The sequence below is a fragment of the Vreelandella sedimenti genome (assembly GCF_013416325.1).
GTDB lineage: Bacteria > Pseudomonadota > Gammaproteobacteria > Pseudomonadales > Halomonadaceae > Vreelandella > Vreelandella sedimenti.
Genome location: NZ_JACCGK010000001.1, coordinates 401,090 through 418,748, shown reverse-complemented (window position 1 = coordinate 418,748; position 17,659 = coordinate 401,090). Strand labels below are relative to the sequence as shown.

The following is a 17,659-nucleotide window of genomic DNA, read 5'->3' as shown; positions in this document are numbered from 1 at the left end:
AACCGATCATAGCGCTGTATACGTGTCATACCATCAGCTTCAAACTTAGTTGGCTGCCCGTAATCGCGCAACTATCCAGGTAACGATTTTAGTAGTGCCTATGATGATTCAAGCCGTGGAGCGAACTGATGGTGTAAGCGCACAAGCAACTGAGGGTCGCCAAAGCCACCTGCTTTAGTCATCACTCGCTTTCGCCTATCGCCATCCATACTCCCTAGTGTCACCCCTGGTGACCACTCCGTCTCGACAGAGATACAATTCACCCCCAGTTGGGTCAACACGGCCATGGCGATATCCCCGCCGGTTAGAAATAGCAAACACGGATCATCGTCCCGCCAGGCAGACGTAATGTCGGCCACTTTGGAAGCCATCGACTCGGCGACTTGGTTTGCCGTGCGTTCCTCACTCTCTCCGGGCACGACCACATAGGCCCCGAAGACGGGGCTACTATTACAGGGTGTAGCAGAGGGCTCGGTACACGCTTTAATCACGGACAAACCGGGCGCGTATTGTCGCAACTGTTGGAGCTGTTCGGCAGCAAGAGGGCTTCTTGAACCGATAGCATAAAGCACTGCATTGACGCTATTCAACGCTCGAAACGGTGCATCAGGCCACCCGAAAAAGCGCTGGGCGATAGCCGTTGCCAGCCCCGCAGCCCCCGCCATCGCTCGGCGGTAGCCAGCACTCAACACGAGCTGATAGAGCGCAGCAAGCTCCTCGTCGCTTTCGGCATCGGCGATACAGTCCCCGTTAGGGAGTTGAACGCCCCGCCCAGAGCGATAGCGCTGCAGCGGTCGTCCGCTGACGGCAAATGCCTGGTCAATGGGGCCGATCAGGGGCGTTGAGAGGGCATCCTGTTGGTAGGTGGTATCAGCCAGTGGAATGCCGTCCACCCACACTTCGGCATTACGCACTGTTCGCCCCTGGGCCGGTACCGCGGGAGCCAGCAGCAGAGGAAAGCCAAGCGCTTCCCGCAGTACCGTGCACTCTGCGACTACTTGGCCACGCAGGGTTGAATCGACTTTCTTGAACCACTCCTGCGGCGCTACTCGCTTGAGTAAACGCACTGCTTCACTCACTCGAAGCGCCGCCACCTCAGATTGCAGATGGCGGGATTGGGTATTCACGGCAATGACCTCTGGCCACTGGCCTTGCCATGCCTCTAGCGTTGTCGCTAATGCCTCCAGGCTAATCACCACGCGGACATCTGCACCTCGCGCGGCAAAGGGTGCTGAAGTGTCCAGCGCGCCCGAAAGATCATCGGCAATAATCGCCAATCGGCAGCCGCTCATGCCTTGGCGCCGCTGGCTAACCGTCGCGCATAGGCAATCGCTGACCCCATGTTGGTGGCATCGGCTTTGCCCTGCCAGGCAATGTCGAAGGCGGTGCCGTGATCCACCGAGGTTCGCTGAAGCGGCAAGCCGAGGCTGACATTGACCGTGCTATCAAAAGCAATCAGTTTGACGGGGATATGGCCCTGGTCGTGATACTGGGCGATAACTAAGTCGAACTCGCCTTTCGAAGCGCGGTAAAACACCGTATCCGCAGAGATCGGCCCGCTCACATCAAAACCCCGTTCCCGCAAGCGCTCCACCGCCGGGGCGATACAGCGGCGATCTTCGTCGCCAAAAATCCCCCCTTCACCGCAGTGCGGGTTGAGGCCTGCCACGGCAATGCGCGGAGCCTTCATACCCAACGCGAGCAAGTGTGCGTGTCCTGCTTCAACGGTGGCAATGATGCGTTCAGGGGTCACTCGGTCGATCGCATCACGTAGCGACACGTGAGTGGAAACATGCAGCGTCGAGAGCGTCTCAGATGCCAGCAGCATAAACGACGAAGGCGCACCGGTCAGCGATGCCAGCATCCCGGTGTGGCCATCATAATGGTGCCCGGCTTCATGCAACGCCGCCTTGTTCAGCGGGGCGGTGACAATCACCTGCGCCCGCCCCGCCTGCACCAATTCCACGGCTTTATGAACGCAGCGAAACGCCATATCACCCGCACCGGCGCTAATTTTACCATCAGCAATCTCAACCCCTTCCGGCACCTCAACCACACCGACCGCCACACAATCCTTATCGCTCTCCGCCTGCTCCAATGGCACGAACTCAAGCACAGCACCAACACTCGCCGCCGCACGGCGATAAATAGCCGGGTCACCGATGACCATCGCCATGGCACGTTCGGTGGCGGACATAGCACTCAGCGCGCGGCAAATAATCTCAGGGCCGATGCCAGCAGGGTCGCCCATGGTGATAGCAATTTCATAACCGCGTGGGGAGCTATTCATGGCATTAACTGCCCACCGTTGACCTCGATGATTTGACCCGTGACATAACCACTGAGCGTATCGGTCGCCAGAAAAACGTACGCGCCCACGCACTCTTCCGCCGTGCCCAAACGTCCCATGGGAATCGATGCCCGAGCTGCGTTTAGATGAGCATCGCTTGAGTGGCGCTCATGAAAATCGGTCGCAATCGTACCGGGGGCCACAGCGTTCACGCGGATATTATCCCCGGCAAGCTCCTTGGCCATATTTCGCGTTACCGTGCTCACAAAGCCTTTTGCTGAGGCGTATAGGCCAGCGCCTCCCCCGCCGCCATTACGTGCGGCAATCGAGGTAGTGTGAATAATATTGCCGCCACCTGCGCGGCGAAAATGCGGTAGCGTCGCCCGGCTAGCCATAATCACTGAACGGACATTGAGATCCATGACCCGGTCATATTGGTCATCGTCCATCTCATCTAAGCCAACCCGGCCCATCATGTCCCCCGCGTTATTGATCAACAGGTCTAAACCGCCCAGACGCTCGGCGGCATCGTCGACGAGTTTTTGGGTCTCGCTGGTGTGGCTAACGTCTGCTTTAACGGTAAAGGCGTCCCCACCCGCATCGCGAATCGCCCTGGCCACCGCTTCAGCGGACGCTTCACTGTTGTGATAGTGCACCGCTACGTGCGCTCCCAGCGCCCCCAATTGCTTCGCCACAGCCGCGCCAATTCCACGGCTGGCACCGGTGATAAGTACTCGCTTACCTTTCCACTCGTCTAACATGAAATTCTCCTTACCACTTTTGCTTTTATTGTGAGAGCCACACTTAGCGAAACCGTCGTCCTCTAGATAGATTTAACTATCGACCCGAAATGGAGCGGTGCGCTAAAGTAAGCAACGAACTGGCATACCTGTCATACAAAGCGACATCTATAACATGATAGGCGATGGCGTGTTTAGCGCCAGTCGCCTCCCACGGCTAACGATTTAAACTAATTCTAAGAACGAATGGAGAAGCACATGAATCCACTTTCATCGACGGACACACTTCCCGCCGACCTGGGTAACGCTCTGCTGGTTGGCCGCGTTTGGCTGGAGGGCAGCCATCCTGGCCCCGCGCTGGTGACCGTCAACAACGGTCAGGTGATCGACATTACCGCCTATGGGCCCACCATGGCTGACCTGCTGGAACGCGACGACCTACAAGCGGTAGTGCAGCGAGCGGAAGGCCCCAACCTAGGTAGTGTCGAGGCACTGCTGGAAAACTCTCAGTTCCCCCAACCACAAGCGCCCTACCTGCTAGCCCCTTGCGATGTTCAAGCCGTTAAAGCCTGCGGCGTCACCTTCGCTGTGAGTTTGTTAGAGCGAGTGATCGAAGAGCAAGCGGGCGGCGACCCTACACGAGCGGTGGAGCTGCGCAACGACCTGCAGGCACTGATCGGCACCGACCTTTCCAAGATTGCGCCGGGGTCTGAAGAGGCGATGTCGCTTAAAAAAGCGCTTCAGGCCCGCGGTGGGTGGTCGCAATATATGGAAGTTGGCATCGGCCCCGATGCGGAGGTATTTACCAAAGCCCAGCCGCTCTCATCAGTCGGTTTTGGCACCCCGGTGGGCTTGCACCCGTCCTCGCAGTGGAATAATCCTGAGCCGGAAATTGTTCTGGCAGTAGATAGCCGTGGCCAAGTGCGCGGCGCGACTCTGGGTAACGACGTTAATCTGCGCGATGTGGAAGGGCGCAGCGCTTTGCTGTTAGGTAAGGCAAAAGACAACAACGCCTCCTGCTCCATTGGCCCCTTCATTCGCCTGTTTGATGACCATTTCGATATCGACAGCGTGCGCAACTGCCAAGTATCACTACGTATCGAGGGTGAGGATGACGACTTCCTGCTCCAGAGCGAGAGCGATATGCGCGAAATCAGCCGCGACCCGCTGGACTTGGTAAGCCAAACCATCGGCGACCACCACCAATATCCGGACGGTTTTATGCTGTTCCTGGGCACCATGTTCTCACCGATTCAGGACCGCGACGGGGAAGGCCAGGGGTTTACCCACCACCAGGGTGATCGCGTCACTATCGCCACCCCTTCGCTAGGCGCCTTGGTCAACCGGGTAGGCAGAAGCGATCAGCTGCCGCCCTGGACCTACGGCATTCGCGAACTGATGCGCCACTTAGCGCGCCGCTGATTCTAACAATCAATACGCCACTCATATCACAGCCTAGGAGCGCACAATGACAACTATCACTCGCGTCGAGATCCAGGATATTCGTTTTCCCACCTCGCGTTCTCTGGATGGCTCCGATGCCATGAATGCCGCGCCGGACTACTCCGCCGCCTATGTCATCCTGCACACCGATGACGGCAGCCCCGAGGGGCACGGCTTAACCTTTACCATTGGCCGCGGCAACGAGATTGTGGTTACCGCTTTGCACTCCCTAGCGTCGCTGATCGAGGGGCGAACACTTGAGTCGATGACCGACAATATGGGCGCGTTCTGGCGAGAAATTACTGGCGACAGCCAGCTGCGTTGGATCGGCCCTGATAAAGGCGCAATTCACCTAGCCACCGCCGCCATCGTTAACGCCGTGTGGGATATGTGGGCGAAAAACGAAGGTAAGCCGGTTTGGAAGCTGCTGGTGGATATGACCCCGGAACAGCTGGTTCGCTGCCTTGATTTCCGCTTCGTCACCGATGCGTTAACGCCAGAAGAAGCGATCTGTCTGCTACGCCGCCAGGCTTCCGGCAAAGAAGCCCGCGAAGCCGAAATGCGCCACGATGGCTACCCCGCCTACACTACTTCAGCGGGCTGGCTGGGCTACAGCGACGAGAAAGTACGCGGTCTGGCTCGGGAAGCGCTGGCCGAAGGCTGGACTCATTTCAAACAGAAGATTGGCGGCGACATCGAAGAGGATGCCCGCCGAGCGGCGCTGCTACGCGAAGAGATCGGCTGGGACAACGTGCTGATGATGGACGCCAACCAGGTGTGGGAAGTCGACGAGACGATTACCAAGATGCGTCGGCTGGCCGAATTTGACCCGCTATGGATAGAAGAGCCCACCAGCCCTGACGACATTCTCGGCCACGCCGAAATCCGCCACCGGGTAGCGCCTATCGGCGTCGCCACTGGCGAGCACTGTCAAAACAAGGTGATGTTTAAGCAGTTCTTCCAGGCGGATGCCATCGACTACTGCCAGTTGGATGCGGCACGCTTGGGCGGTCTTAATGAGGTTATCCTCGTGGTGCTGATGGCCGCTAAATTCGGCGTACCGATTTGCCCTCATGGCGGTGGCGTTGGGTTATGCGAATACACCCAACATATCTCGCTGTTCGACTACATTGCGGTATCCGGTAGCCTTGAAGGTCGTGTGCTGGAGTACGTAGACCACCTTCACGAGCACTTTATCGACCCGGTAGTGATCAACCGTGGCCGCTATCAGGTGCCCGAAGCGCCGGGTTACAGCATTGCCATGCACGCAGAATCCCAAGTACAGCACCGCTTTCCCGAGGGTGCAGCCTGGCAGGAAGAGAGTTAATGACAGACACCACTACCTTTCTAAATGAGTTAACCACCTTGCTCGGCGAGCGGGGTTTACTGCGCGAACCGGACGTCATGGCGCGCTATGTGAGCGATTGGGCAGGCGATACGCTGGGCATGCCGCTGGCCATCGCCCGCCCAGCCAATACTGCGGACGTCGCCGAGGTAGCCAAGCGCTGCTATGAGCATGGGATCGCTATGACGCCCCAGGGCGGCCATAGCGGCCTGGTGGCAGGCGCCTTACCCGCCGACAATGGACAGGAATTAGTGATCAGCTTAGAGCGTTTGAATAGCGTGCGCGCCATTGACCCAGTCAACTTCACCATCACGGTAGACGCTGGCTGTATTCTTGAGAACGTTAAGCTGGCCGCCGCCGAGCATGATTGCGATTTTCCTCTCTCGCTAGGTGCTCAAGGCAGTTGTCAGATTGGCGGCAATATCGCGACTAACGCAGGCGGACTTAACGTGTTGCGTTACGGCATGATGCGCGAATTGGTGCTGGGGCTTGAGGTAGTACTGCCTGATGGGCGCATCTGGGAAAGCCTGAACACACTGCACAAGGACAATCGCGGTTACGACCTTCAGCAGCTGTTTCTGGGTAGCGAAGGTACCTTGGGCATCGTCACCGGGGCGGTGTTAAAACTATCACCGCGCCCAACCCAAAACCGGACGGCGCTACTGGGCCTGCCCTCCATCCAGGCGGTCATCGACCTGTATGGCCTGGCGCGCCGGGAGTGCTGCGATCTGCTAACGGCTTTTGAGCTGATTCCCCGCCGCTGTATCGAGCTGGCGATTGAAGCGACGCCAGAGCTACGTGATCCACTTGAAGACGCCTACCCCTGGTACGTGCTGATGGAGGTTGCTGCCACGGGGCCAGTCGACCTGAGTGCCTTGCTGGAAGCGCTGCTGGAAACCGGCATGGAGCGCGAGCTGGTGCTGGATGGCGCCCTGGCCGCTAGCGACACCCAGTCCGCCCAGCTGTGGCAGTTCCGCGAAAGCATGCTGGAAGGCCAGCGGCGGCGCGGTGAGCACCTGCGCACCGATATCTCGGTGCCCATCTCGGCGATACCCGACTTCGTTGCCCGGGCAAGCGAGGTGGTGATGGCGGCGTCACCCGAGTGCGAAATTATTGCCTACGGCCATGTGGGCGACGGCAATCTGCACTTCAACATTCTACCGCCCACGGCAATGGCGGATAGCGATAAGAAAGCTCACCTGCACGGCCTGGAGGAGCGGCTGTTTGAGGTACTCGACGGTTTCAACGGCAGCATCAGCGCCGAGCACGGCATTGGCCGCACAAAGCAGGCACCCTACCTGGCGCGGCTATCGCCTGTTGAGCGGGAACTGGTTAGCGGCGTTAAGGCGCTGTTCGACCCTAAGGGGCTGATGAATCCAGGCAGGATCTTGCCTGCCGTGGAGTAACCCCGACGCTTTGTTCATTCGTGCCTGAACCGCTCCGCTAGACCGCGCAGAGCATTGGCGTAAAGCAGCGTATCAATCCCGACACCAACGAAGGTACAGCCCGCGGCGAGATAGCCGCGGGCTGCTTGCTCGTCTACCGTGACGATACCCGCTGCCTTGCCCGCAGCGCGTATCTTGTTAATGGCATCACTAATCGCGTCTGTCACTTCAGGATGGCTGGCATTGCCGAGATGCCCCATAGACGCCGACAAATCCGCCGGGCCAATAAACACCCCATCGACACCGTCTACTGCGGCGATAGCCTCCAGGTTGGCAAGCGCCTGGGGGCTCTCCACCTGCAGCATTAGGCAGATTTCGTCATCAGCGCGGGAGAGGTAATCTTCTGCCTGCCCCCAGCGCGAGGCGCGTGCCAGCACATGACCAACGCCGCGAATACCGCGGGGTGGGTAACGCGTGGCCGCCACCAGTTCAGTCGCCTGTTCGGCCGTTTCCACCATGGGGATCAGCAGGTTCTGCACGCCAATATCCAGATAGCGCTTGATCAGCACCGCATCGCCGGTAGGCGGACGTACCACCGGGTGGCTTTGATAGGGGCCCAGCGCCTGCAGCTGAGCAAGCAGGCTCGATACATCGTTAGGAGCATGCTCGGCGTCAAGCAGCAGCCAGTCAAAGCCTGCCGTGGCGGCAATCTCCGCGGTGTAGGCGCTCGCCAAGCCGAGCCAAATCCCCGTTTGGGGCTGCCCCGCCAGCAGTTGCTGCTTAAACGCGTTGTGCAGCATTTTCATTCGCTCTCCTTTTACATCAATACCCCATAACGTCTGGCAGCCAAGTAGCCAGCCCCGGCACGGCGATGAGCAGTAGAATAGTGGCGATAATCGGCAGTAAGAACGGCATGATCGCTGTGACGACCTGGCCGTAGCGCAACCGTGTGATGCCCACCATCAGGAACAGCACCGTGCCAAAGGGCGGGGTAATAACCCCTACTGAAAGCGTGATCACCATCACAATACCGAAGTGTACGGGGTCTAATCCGGCGCTTAGTGCTGCGGGCACCACAATGGGGGTAAAAATCAGGATGCTTTCGATCACCGACATAAAGCAACCGATCAGCAGGAAGAACAGTGCAAAGCAGAGCAGCAGCAGGATGGTGGGCATATCGATGCTGGCCACCTGCCCCGCCAACGCTTGGGGGATCCCCATGCGCACCAGTATCCAGCCATAGAAGCTGGAGACCGCAATAATTAGCAGGATGACCGCGCTGAACATCAAGGTACGACGAAAGGCATTGAATAGATCCCGCCAGTTCAAGTCACGATAAACCAGCCCGCCCAAGATCACCGCGTAAAGCGAGGCAATGGCACCAGCTTCGGTAGGCGTGAAGAAGCCGCCCCAAATACCACCCACAATAATCGCTGGCATCATCAGCGGTAGAATGGCGCGTTTGCCAGTGCGGGCCACTTCGCAGGCATCAAAGGGTGTGGGCTTGGGCATCACTACCTTGCCACTGACAGCCAGCAGCACGGTCATCCCCATCAACAGCAGTGCCATCAAAATACCCGGCAACAGCCCCGCCATAAACAGCCCGCCAATGCTCACATTGGCCAGCCAGCCGTAAACCACCAGCGCAATACTCGGCGGCAGAATCGGCCCAATAACACTGGAAGCAGCGGTAATACCGGTGGAGTAATCCAGCGCATAGCCACGCTCTTTCATGGCTTTGATTTCGATGCTACCAAGCCCTGCGGCATCGGCAACGGCAGTGCCCGACATAGTGGCAAAAATGGAGCTAGCCACCACATTCGCGTGACCCAGGCCGCCCTTGGTAAAGCCCACCAGCGCGGTGGCGAAGTCAAAAATGCGCGTGGTAGTGGAGCCGATATTCATAATATTGGCGGCCAGAATAAACAACGGTATCGCCAGCAGGGTAAAGTTATTAAGCGTTTGCACCATGCGCAGCGGGAGCAACTCGACGGGCAGCCCGCCGGTGCCGGTAGCCATCAGGGCGATAAAGGAGGTCACGCCAATGGCGACCACCACGGGCAAGCCAATGGCCATCAGTACTAACAGGCCACCGACGAAAATCAGTAGTTCGGTCATGGTTGAGAGGCCTCCTCTTCATGGGACGTTTCCAACCACGCCACCGGGCCGCGCAACGTTTGCCAAAGGGCAATCAGCGCCATGCCCACAAAGCTGAAAAAGATGCCGTAATAGAGATAGCTGAAGCTGATACTTAACGAGACCGTTTTATTGTTGGCGCTCATGTCCGACATAATCCATGCACCCCAGGCAGCAAGGGCAAAAAAACCGCAGGAAACCAGTGCAGTAAACCGATACTGAATATTTTTACCCAGCCCTGAAAGCCTGTGGCTAAACAGATCGACTACCAGGTGTTCACTGCGCACCCACGCCGATAGCGAGCCAAAGCCAATCGCGTAGATGGCCAACATAGACGCTACTTCTTCGGTCCAGGGCATGCCCAGCCCCAACAAGTCGCGGGCAATGACCGCCGCCACGATCAATAGCAGGATGGCCGCCATTAACGCCACGCCTACCCCATCGCACAGGCGGGTGACGCCGCGCAACATATAGAAAGCGATTCGATCCGGCCCTTGGCTGGGCGCTACAGCGTCTTCCACAGCAGAACTCCTTACCCTGACGTCTTTTTTTGGTTATGAAAACTTATTTGTCATGACAAACTTGCTTGTCTTCCAAAACTTTCTTGTGTTGTAAAACAGCGACGGCCCAATGGGCCGCCGCTGTTTTTGCCAAAGGTGTGTTACTCGCTCTGGTTACCCAGGGCATCTTCACGAACACCGTCTGCCATTTCGGCCATGACACGATCAATCGCCGGTAACGCGGCTTCGCGGAAAGCGGCAATATCAGGCTCAATAACCGTCATGCCTTCATCCTGCAGCGCTTCCAGGTAGTACTCATCGAGTTCGCGTTCACGCTCTGTGCCATGCTCACGGGCGACATGAATGGCCTCTTCGATCAATGCCTGATCGTCTGATTCAAGCCCTTCCCACCAGCGCGCACTTGCCACCCAATTCCACGGAAACTGAACATGGCTGGTCATAATGATGTGGTCCTGAACTTCCCATAGACGACGGGTATAGGGCGATGAGAGCGAGTTCTCATGGCCGTCAACCTGACCGGTCTGCATGGCAAGGTAAATTTCGGGCGCGGGCACATTGACGACCTGGGCGCCGATCTCTTCCCACACTTCCATCCATACTGGCAGCGCAGGAAGGCGCATGCGGAAACCGTCAAGATCTTCCGGCGTTTCGATGGCTTTATTGGCGGTCATGTGGCGCGGGCCACGGTGCTGGGTGCCGAAGTATTTAAGGCCGCCCTGACTCTCCGCCTTTTCAATCAGCGCCTGGCCGGAGGGGCTCTCCATATAGGCATCGACTTCGTCCCAGGTTGAGAACACAAAGGGCACAGTAATGGCATCATATTCAGGCGCGTATTGCTGGCGCCAGTTACCGCCAGTGATAGAGAGCTGGGTTTGACCAAGGTTCAGTAGTTCCAAAACGGCATTTTCGCCGCCCAATGAGCCCGCCAGGAAGGGACGAACATCGAAGCGACCCGGTGCCTGTTCTTCTAAGTACTCAGCAAAGCGCTCTACTGCAGCGCTTTCCGAACCGCCCTCACTCATGGTGTTGTTAACTTGGATTTCGATGGGATTCGCCAAGACGAACGGCGCCGTCGTTAGCATGCCTAGGGTAGCCAGCGTGGCAAGCAGTTGTTTCCGCATGGGATAGACTCTCTACGGTTGTCGTTATTGGATGTGGTTCTTGTAACTTTCAGGTAACGCTTACGTGATCTTGAAACATGCATCCCAAGGGCTCAAATCGACGTTCAAGAAGGCTGACTTCGTAAAACACGATGGCTAGAAACGCTGCTATAACGGGCTTTTAAATCCACCCCATCACGGCCGTACGACCAAAGATGAATACCTAGCTTCTTTAATCAACCGCTGTTTAGCTTGCTTTAGGCCCTTGAAAGAGTAGCTATGGGTGCTTTGCTTTCTCAAACCACGAAGCCATAAGGAGCGTTTCTTAAGCTATTACTCATCCTCTTTCTGGGTAAGGTGATCCACCAAATGCCGGGCAGTCACATGCAGGGAGGCGTAACGGCGCATGCCAATCACCAGTTCTCGCTGAGCCCAAGGGTCGCTAAGCGGGATGCTTTTCAGCTGCAGATCGCCTAAGTCACGGTAGATGGTTTGCTCAGGCAGTACGCCAACGCCCATACCATGGTGGATCATGCGGCAAATGGCATCGAAGCTGCGTACCTGAATACGCATGCGCAGCGTTTTACCCGCTAGGTTAGCCTGCTCGTTCAACAGCGACTGCAGCGAGGCATCCTGCTGCAAGCCGATAAAATCGAAAGCTAGCGCTTCATTAAAGGCAATGCTTTCACGCCCAGCCAAAGGATGATCGATAGGGGTCATTAACACGAGTCGATCTTGTCGATAGGAGAGCTGTTGAAGGTCGGGCGCCGCAACATGGCCTGCAAAGATACCGATATCGGTCAGCCCGTCGCGAACGGCAGCGATAATTTCGCTGCTGACCCGCTCCTGAAGATCAATTTTGATTTCAGGGTAGAGGCGTGAGAAGGCGCTGAGATCCTGGGGAAGAAAGGCAATGATCGCCGAAGTATTGGAGTGGATACGCACATGACCGCGAACGCCTTCGCCATACTCGCTGAGTTCGGCCTGCAGGCGCTCAATGTTATCCATAATACGTCGGGCATGATGCAAAAACGCCTGACCTGCGGGAGTCAGTTCTACACCTCTGGGGCGACGATAGAGCAGCGTTGTGCCGACTAGCGTTTCCAGGTCACTTATTCGCTTACTCACCGCAGCTAGTGCTAGGTGTTCACGCTCCGCCGCCGCCGTCAGACGGCCCTCATCCGCCACGGAGATAAACAGTTTAAGGGTGACAAAATCAAAGCGGCGCATCCTACGAACTCCTTGAAAACAAGCTCCCTATGGTAGCTCACACCTTCGCCAGCCACGAACCCTTTGTTACCCATTGCCTAATTGTCGCTCCCGGTTAGCTCACGCATGCTGGCTAATAGAGATAACCCAATGATAAGAGAGAGCCTTAATGAATGCTTCCGAAGCGCGCCAGCTTCCGCTACAGGGCTTAAAAGTTCTTGAGCTTGGCCAACTGATTGCGGGGCCTTTCGCCACCAAACTGCTGGGCGAATTCGGTGCCGACGTGATTAAAATCGAACCGCCGGGCACCGGTGATCCACTTCGCAAATGGCGAATGCTTGAAGAAGGCACCTCGCTCTGGTGGCACGTCCAGACCCGCAACAAGCGCTCGGTGGCGCTGGACTTGCGCAGTGAAGAGGGCCAAAAGCTGGTGCGACAGCTCGCCGCCGAGGCTGACGTGGTGGTGGAAAACTTCCGCCCCGGCACGCTAGACAGCTGGGGGCTGGGCTGGAAAGCACTCTCCAAACTCAACCCACGACTGATCATGGTGCATATTTCCGGCTATGGGCAAACGGGGCCTTACCGCGATAAACCCGGTTTTGGCGTGATTGGCGAAGCCATGGGTGGTCTGCGTTACCTCACCGGCCAGCCGGGAGAACCTTCGGTGCGTGTGGGGGTGAGCATCGGCGACTCGCTTTCCGCGCTTTACGCCGTGATTGGTACCCTGCTGGCAATTCAGGAGCGCAACCGCAGTGGCCTGGGTCAAGAGATCGACGTCGCGCTGTATGAGTCGGTGTTTGCTATGATGGAGAGCCTGCTGCCTGAGTTCGATGCCAGCGGCCAGGTTCGCGAACCGAGCGGAAGCGCCCTGCCCGGCATTACCCCATCCAACGCCTACCGCTGCCAAGGCGGTGATTACGTACTGATTGCGGGCAATGGCGACAGTATCTTCAAGCGCCTGATGAGCGTGATTGGCCGTGAAGATTTAGCCAACGACCCGGTCCTGGCCCATAACGATGGGCGTAGTCAGCAAGCCGAGATGATTGATACCGCCATTCAAGCATGGACCGAAGAGCGCCCACGGGATGCCATCCTTCAAGCTCTGGATGACGCCCGCGTGCCCGCAGGCTACCCCTACACGGCCAAAGATATCGCCTTTGATCCTCACTATGTGGCTCGGGAGATGATTCAAACTTTTACACGGCCTAATGGCAAACCGCTAAAAGTACCCGGCGTATTGCCAAAGCTTAGCGCTACCCCTGGGCGAATCGGCGACGGCGGCCCCACGCTTGGCCAGCATACCGACGATGTCTTGGATGAACTGGGCATTGATCATGAAACCCGCGCCAAACTGCGCCAAGCGGGCATAATCTAAGAAGAGTACTTAAGGACAGCACTATGCATAAGCCTATGAGCCAACCATCGCCCTGCCCTGCAAAGATCGAAATCAATGAAGTCGCCCCCCGGGACGGCCTGCAGATTGAGGCGCGCTTTGTGCCCACCGAAGAGAAAATCCGCTGGATCGATGCGCTCTCCACCACCGGCCTGCGCCGCATCGAAGCAACCTCGTTCACCTCCCCCAAAGCGATCCCCAACCTGCGTGATGCCGCTGATGTAGTGACCGGCATTCAGCGCCGGGAAGGGGTCGATATCACCGTACTGGTGCCCAATGTAAAGGGCACCGAGCGGGCACTTGCCTGCCAGGTGGATGAAATCAATCTGGTGATGTCTGCCAGCGATAGCCATGGGCTGGCTAATCTGCGCATGACGCCGGAACAATCCCTTGAACAGTTCGCGGCAATTCTGGATGCCAGTAAAGAGAGCGGTGTATTTATCAATGCCTCCCTATCGACGACCTTTGGCTGCCCCTTCGAAGGCGACGTCCACGAAGCGCGGGTGCTGGAACGGGTTGAGAAGCTTATCGACCTTGGTATTCAGGGCGTCACGCTGTGCGATACCACCGGTATGGCCAACCCTGCCCAGGTCAAACACCTATGCGAAGCCGTGCTTGAGCGCTGGCCAGAAACACCGTTCACGCTGCACTTCCACAACACTCGCGGCATGGGGCTGGCCAACGCCCTTGCGGCTTGGCAGGCGGGTATCAGCCGCTTCGACTCCTCATTAGGCGGGCTGGGCGGCTGCCCCTTCGCCCCAGGTGCAACGGGCAACGTATGCACTGAAGACCTGGTTCATATGTTTGAAGCCATGGGCGTCGATACCGGTGTCGATCTGGATGCACTGCTTGAAGTTGCCGCCACCCTCCCCGACCTCATCGGCCACGACGTGCCGGGGCAGGTGGTAAAAGCCGGGAAATCGACTCGGCGTTATGCGATACCATCAGTTCATGCCTAAAGCTCACGCCTAAGCGTTTTCGCTAGGCAGGCCCAATCACATGCTTCACTTCAAGGTAGGCACTTAACCCCCAAGGGCCCAATTCTCGACCAATGCCACTGCGCTTGAAGCCACCCCAGGCGGTTTCAGGCAGCACCAGTTGTTCGCTGTTGTACCAGATGCTGCCCGCCTTGAGCTGTCGACCAATGCGTTTTGCCCGCTCAGGGTCGCCGCTAATCACCGTGGCTGCCAGACCAAAAACGCTGTCGTTGGCAAGCTGAACCGCCTCAGCTTCGCTTGCCACGCTGTGTCCGCAGAGCACCGGGCCGAAAATCTCCTCTTTCCACAGGCGGCTCTCAAGCGGCACGTCCCGGTATAGCGTGGGAGCCAAAAAGTAACCCTGGGCGGGCAGCGTGCGGTGTTTGTCGTCGCGCACTACTGTAAGTCTTTCCTGTTCGGCAAGGTCCAAATAGCGTTGTACGGCGTCGCGCTGTTTGGCGCTGGTTAGTGGGCCTAAGTTGGTACCTTCGGCAAGCGGGTCACCTAGCGTTAGCGCATCCATTCGCTCGGCAAGAGCGGCATAGAGCACTTCCGCGACGTCTTCGTGTACCAATAGGCGCGAAGTTGCTGAGCAGATTTGTCCGGCATTGAAGTAAATGCCCGCCATCACCCAGTCAGCGGCTTGCGCCGGGTCGGCGTCTGCCATCACCAAAATGGGGGATTTGCCGCCTAGCTCCAGCGATACGCTTGCGGTGCGGGCGCTGGCCGCCTGCATGACCGCTTCGCCCACGCGGTTACTGCCGGTAAAGGAGATTTTGTCCACACCAGGATGGTGGGTGAGCGGTGCACCGATGCCCTCGCCGTCGCCGTTGAGCAAGTTAAGCACACCTGCGGGCAGGCCAATCTCCAGCGCGATTTCTGCCAGCACTAGCTCCGGAAGTGGGGTTATTTCCGATGGTTTGAGTACCGCGGTACAGCCCGCCGCCAGTGCAGGTGCTAATTTCCAAGCGCTGGTCACTAAAGGAAAGTTCCACGGTGCAATCAGCCCCACCACACCTACGGGGTCGTGATAAGTGCGCGCTTCAACTCCTTCCATCTCCACACTGACCAACTCGCCCTGGCGGGCATCCAGTGCCTTGGCCTGCCCGGCATAGTAGCGGTAGCAGGCAATGGCATCCTCCAGATCGATCTCCGCCTCTGCTAAAGGCTTGCCATTGTTGGTCGCCGACAGCGTGATAATCGAGTCACGACGGGCTTCCAGTGCATCGGCAACCCCTTCCAAAAACTTTGCACGTCCGGCACCACCCAACGCCTGCCAATCAGGCTGCGCCTGTTGGGCGGCTTGGACCGCCGCATCGACGTCGGCTGCATCCCCGGCGGTTACTTGGGCAATACGCTCTTCGCGGTAAGGGTTCATCACATCGAGCAGGCGCGTGCCGTTTGAGGGCACCCACTGGTTGTTGATAAATTGCTGGTTGAGTAACGGCATGATGGAATCCTATTCAGAAAATGCGCATGCACGCTGCCAGGCAGCGGCGTCAATTTCGATCAGTAGTGGCCCGTTGGGCTCGCGGTTGTCAAGCGCGTTGGCAAGTTCGGCGGGGCTCTCTACCAGCATGCCGGGGCAGCCAAATCCTTCGGCCAGGGTGAGGAAGTTGGGCGCCTGAATATCCACCCCTAAGCGCGCTACGCCGTTGGCATCCATGTAGCGCCGGATCTCTTCGTAACCGGCGTTGTGCCACAAAACGATCACCACTGGCAGACGGGCTTCCACGGCGGTGGCGATTTCCGACAGCGTGAACATCACACCACCATCTCCCACCAGCGCCACTACGGGTAGGCCAGGCCGCGCCAGCTGTGCTCCCAATGCCGCGGGCAACCCATAACCCAAGGTGCCGTAACCGGTAGAGGCATTGAAGTAGCGGCGTGGAGCAGGCTGGCTGACCAAGTGATTACCGGCATACACCGGCGCGGTGGAATCGCCTACCAAAATGGCTTCAGGAAGGTGGTCGGCAAGCGTTGCATAGAGGGGCACGAAATCGCTAAACGCGGGATCGTTCGCTAAGTCTAAGGTGTCCAGAGCGGCGGCCGTTCGCTCAGCGCCTTGACGCTTCAGCGGCGCCGAAAAATGCGTCAGTAGAAGCGCCAAGCTGCGCCCAGCATCGCCTACCAGGCCCAGCGTGGTGCGCTGGTTGCGCACCAGTTGCTCCGGATCAAGATCGATCCGAATCAGCGTGCCGTTGAGGTGAAAGCCGTCGTCAAACACCACATCGTAATCTGTCTCGCCAAGCTCGGTGCCGACCGCCAGAATCACATCGGCGTTGGCCGCAAGCTCACGCACGGCGGGTAGCGCCGCGTTAGCCCCCAAATCCAGCGGGTGGTCGCGGCCTAGCAGCCCTTTGGCATTAATCGTCGTTACCGTGGGGGTATCAAGCTTTTCAATCAATGCTCGCGCTGCTTCCGGCGCTGAAACGCAGCCTCCGCCCAACAGCACCAGGGGCTGCTTCGCTGCTTTTAGTAAGCGTGCAGCCTCGGCCAAGCCTTCTGGATCAGGCGCCGCGCGGTAAAGCGTGGGCGCTTTCCAACTAGCCGGAACGCTGACCGGCGCATTGAACAGATCAATGGGGATTTCGATATGCACCGGGCCTGGGCGCGCTCCGTTGAAAACGGCAAAGGCGCGCGCCAGCACCTCGGGTAGCGTATTGGCGTCCAACAGCGTGTGGCTGAATCGCGCCACTCCGCTGATCATCTGCTGCTGGCTGGGCAGCTCGTGCAGCCGCCCTTGGCCCATGCCCAGCGTATCGCGGCGGTTAACGCTGGAGATCACCAACATGGGGATCGAGTCCGCCAGGGCCTGACCCATGGCGGTGGCAATGTTGGTCATGCCTGGGCCGGTGATAATCAGGCACACCCCCGGTTGGCCGCTGGCGCGGGCATAGCCGTCGGCCATAAACCCGGCGCCCTGCTCATGGCGTGGCGTAACGTGCCTCACATCGCTGCCTTCCAGCCCGCGATAAAGCTCCACCGTATGCACACCGGGGATGCCGAACAGGGCACGTACCCGGTAAGTATCGCGCAGCAGGTGAATCAGCAGTTCGGCACAGGTCATCGTCGCTTGATTGCTCGTTGCATCAGTATTCGTTGCATCAGCGTTCATTG

At 58.1% G+C, this 17,659-nt stretch carries 15 protein-coding genes; 5 read left to right on the top strand and 10 right to left on the bottom strand.

Going from position 1 to position 17,659, the window contains the following annotated elements; genetic code table 11:
- Positions 1-98: 98 nt before the first annotated feature.
- The 3 genes from HZU72_RS01880 to HZU72_RS01870 are packed head-to-tail and all read right to left on the bottom strand — an operon-like array spanning position 99 to position 3,051.
- The gene (locus tag HZU72_RS01880; RefSeq protein ID WP_180090061.1) at positions 99-1,292 is read right to left on the bottom strand and encodes a four-carbon acid sugar kinase family protein; all 1,194 of its coding nucleotides are present in this window, start codon (positions 1,290-1,292) and stop codon (positions 99-101) included.
- Entirely contained in the window at positions 1,289-2,290 is a 1,002-nt protein-coding gene (gene pdxA, locus HZU72_RS01875; protein WP_180090059.1) for a 4-hydroxythreonine-4-phosphate dehydrogenase PdxA, read from the bottom strand. Before pdxA ends, HZU72_RS01880 begins: the two co-directional genes overlap by 4 nt.
- Complete coding sequence (locus HZU72_RS01870; RefSeq protein WP_180090057.1) at positions 2,287-3,051, bottom strand: SDR family NAD(P)-dependent oxidoreductase; 765 nt, start codon at positions 3,049-3,051, stop codon at positions 2,287-2,289. Before HZU72_RS01870 ends, pdxA begins: the two co-directional genes overlap by 4 nt.
- A gap of 237 nt (positions 3,052-3,288) precedes the next feature.
- Here HZU72_RS01870 and HZU72_RS01865 point away from each other — a divergent pair, with 237 nt between their 5' ends.
- The 3 genes from HZU72_RS01865 to HZU72_RS01855 are packed head-to-tail and all read left to right on the top strand — an operon-like array spanning position 3,289 to position 7,224.
- Entirely contained in the window at positions 3,289-4,452 is a 1,164-nt protein-coding gene (locus HZU72_RS01865) for a fumarylacetoacetate hydrolase family protein (protein ID WP_180090055.1), read from the top strand.
- Positions 4,453-4,498: 46 nt separating this feature from the next.
- Positions 4,499-5,800 (top strand): L-fuconate dehydratase, encoded by a 1,302-nt coding sequence (locus HZU72_RS01860; RefSeq protein ID WP_180090053.1) that lies wholly within the window; start codon positions 4,499-4,501, stop codon positions 5,798-5,800.
- Positions 5,800-7,224, top strand: coding sequence for an FAD-binding oxidoreductase (locus tag HZU72_RS01855; protein ID WP_180090051.1), 1,425 nt, complete (start codon positions 5,800-5,802; stop codon positions 7,222-7,224). Before HZU72_RS01860 ends, HZU72_RS01855 begins: the two co-directional genes overlap by 1 nt.
- 14 nt (positions 7,225-7,238) lie before the next feature.
- Here HZU72_RS01855 and hpaI read toward each other — a convergent pair whose 3' ends face one another.
- The 5 genes from hpaI to HZU72_RS01830 all read right to left on the bottom strand — a co-directional run bounded on the left by hpaI (position 7,239) and on the right by HZU72_RS01830 (position 12,190).
- The gene (gene hpaI / locus HZU72_RS01850) at positions 7,239-8,009 is read right to left on the bottom strand and encodes a 4-hydroxy-2-oxoheptanedioate aldolase (protein WP_180090049.1); all 771 of its coding nucleotides are present in this window, start codon (positions 8,007-8,009) and stop codon (positions 7,239-7,241) included.
- Between the two features lie 16 nt (positions 8,010-8,025).
- The gene (locus HZU72_RS01845; protein ID WP_180090047.1) at positions 8,026-9,321 is read right to left on the bottom strand and encodes a TRAP transporter large permease; all 1,296 of its coding nucleotides are present in this window, start codon (positions 9,319-9,321) and stop codon (positions 8,026-8,028) included.
- Positions 9,318-9,860 (bottom strand): TRAP transporter small permease, encoded by a 543-nt coding sequence (locus HZU72_RS01840; protein ID WP_180090045.1) that lies wholly within the window; start codon positions 9,858-9,860, stop codon positions 9,318-9,320. The genes HZU72_RS01845 and HZU72_RS01840 overlap by 4 nt, the downstream gene beginning before the upstream one ends.
- 140 nt (positions 9,861-10,000) lie before the next feature.
- Complete coding sequence (locus tag HZU72_RS01835; protein WP_022521900.1) at positions 10,001-10,981, bottom strand: TRAP transporter substrate-binding protein; 981 nt, start codon at positions 10,979-10,981, stop codon at positions 10,001-10,003.
- A gap of 312 nt (positions 10,982-11,293) precedes the next feature.
- Complete coding sequence (locus HZU72_RS01830) at positions 11,294-12,190, bottom strand: LysR family transcriptional regulator (protein WP_180090043.1); 897 nt, start codon at positions 12,188-12,190, stop codon at positions 11,294-11,296.
- A gap of 148 nt (positions 12,191-12,338) precedes the next feature.
- On the opposite strand from HZU72_RS01830, the gene HZU72_RS01825 reads away from it, so the two are divergent.
- On the top strand, positions 12,339-13,544 hold the full coding sequence (locus HZU72_RS01825; protein WP_180090041.1) for a CaiB/BaiF CoA transferase family protein: 1,206 nt from the start codon (positions 12,339-12,341) through the stop codon (positions 13,542-13,544).
- Positions 13,545-13,579: 35 nt separating this feature from the next.
- A complete protein-coding gene (locus HZU72_RS01820) occupies positions 13,580-14,521 on the top strand; it encodes a hydroxymethylglutaryl-CoA lyase (RefSeq protein WP_180090150.1) in 942 nt (313 codons plus the stop codon).
- A 22-nt stretch (positions 14,522-14,543) separates the two neighbouring features.
- Here the strand turns inward: HZU72_RS01820 and HZU72_RS01815 are convergent, their stop codons facing one another.
- Both HZU72_RS01815 and HZU72_RS01810 read right to left on the bottom strand, forming a co-directional pair.
- Positions 14,544-15,989, bottom strand: a complete 1,446-nt coding sequence (locus tag HZU72_RS01815; RefSeq protein WP_180090039.1) for an aldehyde dehydrogenase family protein — start codon at positions 15,987-15,989, stop codon at positions 14,544-14,546.
- 9 nt (positions 15,990-15,998) lie between these two features.
- Positions 15,999-17,657 (bottom strand): 5-guanidino-2-oxopentanoate decarboxylase, encoded by a 1,659-nt coding sequence (locus HZU72_RS01810; RefSeq protein WP_235975910.1) that lies wholly within the window; start codon positions 17,655-17,657, stop codon positions 15,999-16,001.
- Between the last annotated feature and the right edge of the window lie 2 nt (positions 17,658-17,659).